We start from the raw sequence: 2811 nt of genomic DNA on the forward strand, positions 1-2811 counted from the left end.
AATTTTATATGATATAAAATTATTAAAAATAAATCTAGTTAATAAGGGAGTATATGAATATGAGTATAGAAAATAGAAAATTAGATAAAATATTAGATTTTAACAGAGCTTTTATTCAAAATAAAGAGTATGAAAAATATGAGACATCTAAAGATCCTGATAAGAAAATAGTTATATTATCTTGTATGGACACAAGGCTTACAGATTTACTTCCAAAGGCTATGAACTTAAAAAATGGAGATGCTAAAATAATAAAAAATGCAGGTGCTACTGTTTTACATCCTTTCGGAAGTATAATGAGAAGTATCATAGTTGCTATTTACGAATTTGAAGTCGATGAAGTTCTCATAGTAGGGCATGAGGGATGTGGCATGTGTAACCTAAACACAGAAAATCTTATAAATAAAATTATAAATAAAGGTGTATCAATTGAAACAATAAATACTCTTTCTAACTCAGGAATTGAGGTGAAAAAATGGCTTCATGGATTCGAGTCTGTAGAGGATTCTATAATAGATAGCGTTAAGATGGTTAAAAAGCATCCTTTAACACCAAAAGACATGATAGTTCATGGCTTAGTTATGTCTCCTAGTACAGGTGAAATATCTATAATTGTAGACGGTTATAAAAACAAATAACTACATAAAATCATTAGATTTTTTACCATTTACAAATTTTAACATTAGGAATATAATAAAAGTGTTCATTATATTTTTAATACATGAACATTGTGTGATATATAAAATATCATACTCCTGACTTTGTTTTATTTTATTTGTTTGTTAAAAATATCTTATATATGACTTTCTATATAAGAAAAAAAGAAGACATCTTTTAGGTGTCTTCTTTTTTTAAAGTATTACTTGAGTTATGTTTCCACTACTGTCTTCAATACTTATTATATCTAAATCTTTAAAATTTCTTGAAAGCCACTTAATCTCCTTCATAGCTAAACTCACTTCTTGAGATGATAAATTTCCTATAAAATACTCTTCTCTTTCTTTTTCATATTGTTTATCCGAAAGCCAATTTCTAATAAATGTAAATGCAAAAGTATTAGGTATATTGCTTATACTTGCTCTTTTTGATTTTGCGGGCTTTGAAACTATCCTCATATATACCTCCATATAATAAAGCTTTTAATAAATTATATTTATTAAAAGCTATTAATATCACTTTATTATTTTAATTATATATCTTCTATGTGCGTATATTTATCTCTACCATTTTCCTTCGATATATACAATGCTTGATCTGCTAAATTTATAGCATTTCTTATATCTTTATTTGAATATATTGTTGAAATGCCTATACTTAGACTAATATAATTACTTGCTTTTGAATATTGATGCTTTATCTTTTTATCTGAAATATTTTTAAGTATTCTTTCTGCAAAAAACATAGATTCTTTTTTTATAGTATTTTTAAGAACGATACAAAATTCTTCTCCACCATATCTAAATATCATATCGCTTTTTCTACAACTGCTTTTTAGAACTTCTGATATAGATTTTAGAACTTCATCCCCACATTGATGTCCATAGTTATCATTGTATAACTTAAAATAATCTACATCTATCATCAATATCGATATTGGAATGTCTCTGCTTTTTACATTTTTTTTATATAATTCTAAGTATCGTCTATTATAAACATTACACAATGGGTCTTTCATCGATTCATATTTAGATTTTTTCATCTTTTTATACACTAATATAATAATTCCAATTAAAAATAAATTGCTAATAATTATTAATGTACTCGTCTTTTTCATAATACTTATTTCTTCTTCTTCTTTAATCTTGTTATTCAAATGAAATTCATATTGCTTATTGTTTATTTTTGACATATCCAATTCATTCTTATAAAATTTTTGTACTAATTTATTATATCCATCCTGGTTTTTTAACTTTTTATAAATTTCTATCCTTTCCTTTATAGAAAATTGGCATATATATGTATCCCCTTCTTTTTTTCCATAATCCTCTAATTGCTCAAAGTATTCAATAGTCTTATCAGTATCTGGTGTTTCTTTAAAAAATAATGCATATGCTCTAGCCTTTAACATTTTACTTTCTGTATATTGAACAATTTCATTTCCTTTTTCCAGTTTATCTATTTTCTTAAAGTAAAAATCAACTTTATTAAAATCCTTTTTATTTAGTTCCTTTATTATCAAATCTGAATAATACATTATTAGTAAATCATCTTTATGAGATTTAGGTAAATAATCAATGAATGGCTCAATTTTAGATAAAATTATACTGTATTCATCCATACTTCCAACTTGAAAGTAAATTTCTGCTAAATTTAATAATGCATAAGTTTTTATTCTAGCATTTTCAGTTTTGTTTTCATTAAATGAGTTTATTATTTTTATAAGAGATTCAGCACTTTTTATATATTCACCTATATGTCTATATGCTATAGAAGAATTTATTTCCACTTTATATTTATTTTCTTTACTTACATATTTTTTGGCTTTTTCATACATAAGTATTGCACTTACAGTTTCTCCTTGAAACGTATTTATAATTCCCAAATAATTGTATACATCAAACTTATCTGATTTGTCTAATCGGTTAAATATTTTTTTATTTTTTTCAATTTGCTCTAATTTTTTTCCGCTACATCATAATTCCCATTTTGTATAAGAATTTTTACATTTTGAATTTTTATTTTTTCTTCCTTTTTAAAATTATTTAAATTATTTAATTTTGCTATAAAAATCAATAATACTAATGCAGATGCAAATACTATTATATAGTTTTTCTTAATTTTAAAATTCATAAATCACCCCATAGATTCTTT

Annotated in this window: 4 protein-coding genes; 1 reads left to right on the forward strand and 3 read right to left on the reverse strand. The window is 24.0% G+C overall.

What is annotated here, in order from left to right:
- The first annotated feature begins 59 nt into the window (after positions 1 to 59).
- Entirely contained in the window at positions 60 to 638 is a 579-nt protein-coding gene (locus VN21_RS14055; RefSeq protein WP_046823816.1) for a beta-class carbonic anhydrase, read from the forward strand.
- 213 nt (positions 639 to 851) lie between these two features.
- Here VN21_RS14055 and VN21_RS14060 read toward each other — a convergent pair whose 3' ends face one another.
- The 3 genes from VN21_RS14060 to VN21_RS18735 form a co-directional block, all read right to left on the reverse strand.
- Complete coding sequence (locus VN21_RS14060; protein ID WP_046823817.1) at positions 852 to 1115, reverse strand: hypothetical protein; 264 nt, start codon at positions 1113 to 1115, stop codon at positions 852 to 854.
- A gap of 74 nt (positions 1116 to 1189) precedes the next feature.
- Entirely contained in the window at positions 1190 to 2542 is a 1353-nt protein-coding gene (locus VN21_RS17940; RefSeq protein ID WP_152650822.1) for a GGDEF domain-containing protein, read from the reverse strand.
- 71 nt (positions 2543 to 2613) lie between these two features.
- Positions 2614 to 2790 (reverse strand): hypothetical protein, encoded by a 177-nt coding sequence (locus VN21_RS18735; RefSeq protein WP_161794408.1) that lies wholly within the window; start codon positions 2788 to 2790, stop codon positions 2614 to 2616.
- Positions 2791 to 2811 lie beyond the last annotated feature (21 nt).

It is taken from the genome of Paraclostridium benzoelyticum (assembly GCF_001006285.1).
In the GTDB taxonomy this organism is placed as follows: Bacteria; Bacillota; Clostridia; order Peptostreptococcales; family Peptostreptococcaceae; genus Paraclostridium; species Paraclostridium benzoelyticum.

What these genes read in the sequence shown, in the direction of transcription:
- VN21_RS14055 (WP_046823816.1), top strand. Translation starts at nt 60, where the DNA reads ATGAGTATAGAAAATAGAAAATTAGATAAAATATTAGATTTTAACAGA.
- VN21_RS14060 (WP_046823817.1), bottom strand. Translation starts at nt 1,115, where the DNA reads ATGAGGATAGTTTCAAAGCCCGCAAAATCAAAAAGAGCAAGTATAAGC.
- VN21_RS18735 (WP_161794408.1), bottom strand. Translation starts at nt 2,790, where the DNA reads ATGAATTTTAAAATTAAGAAAAACTATATAATAGTATTTGCATCTGCA.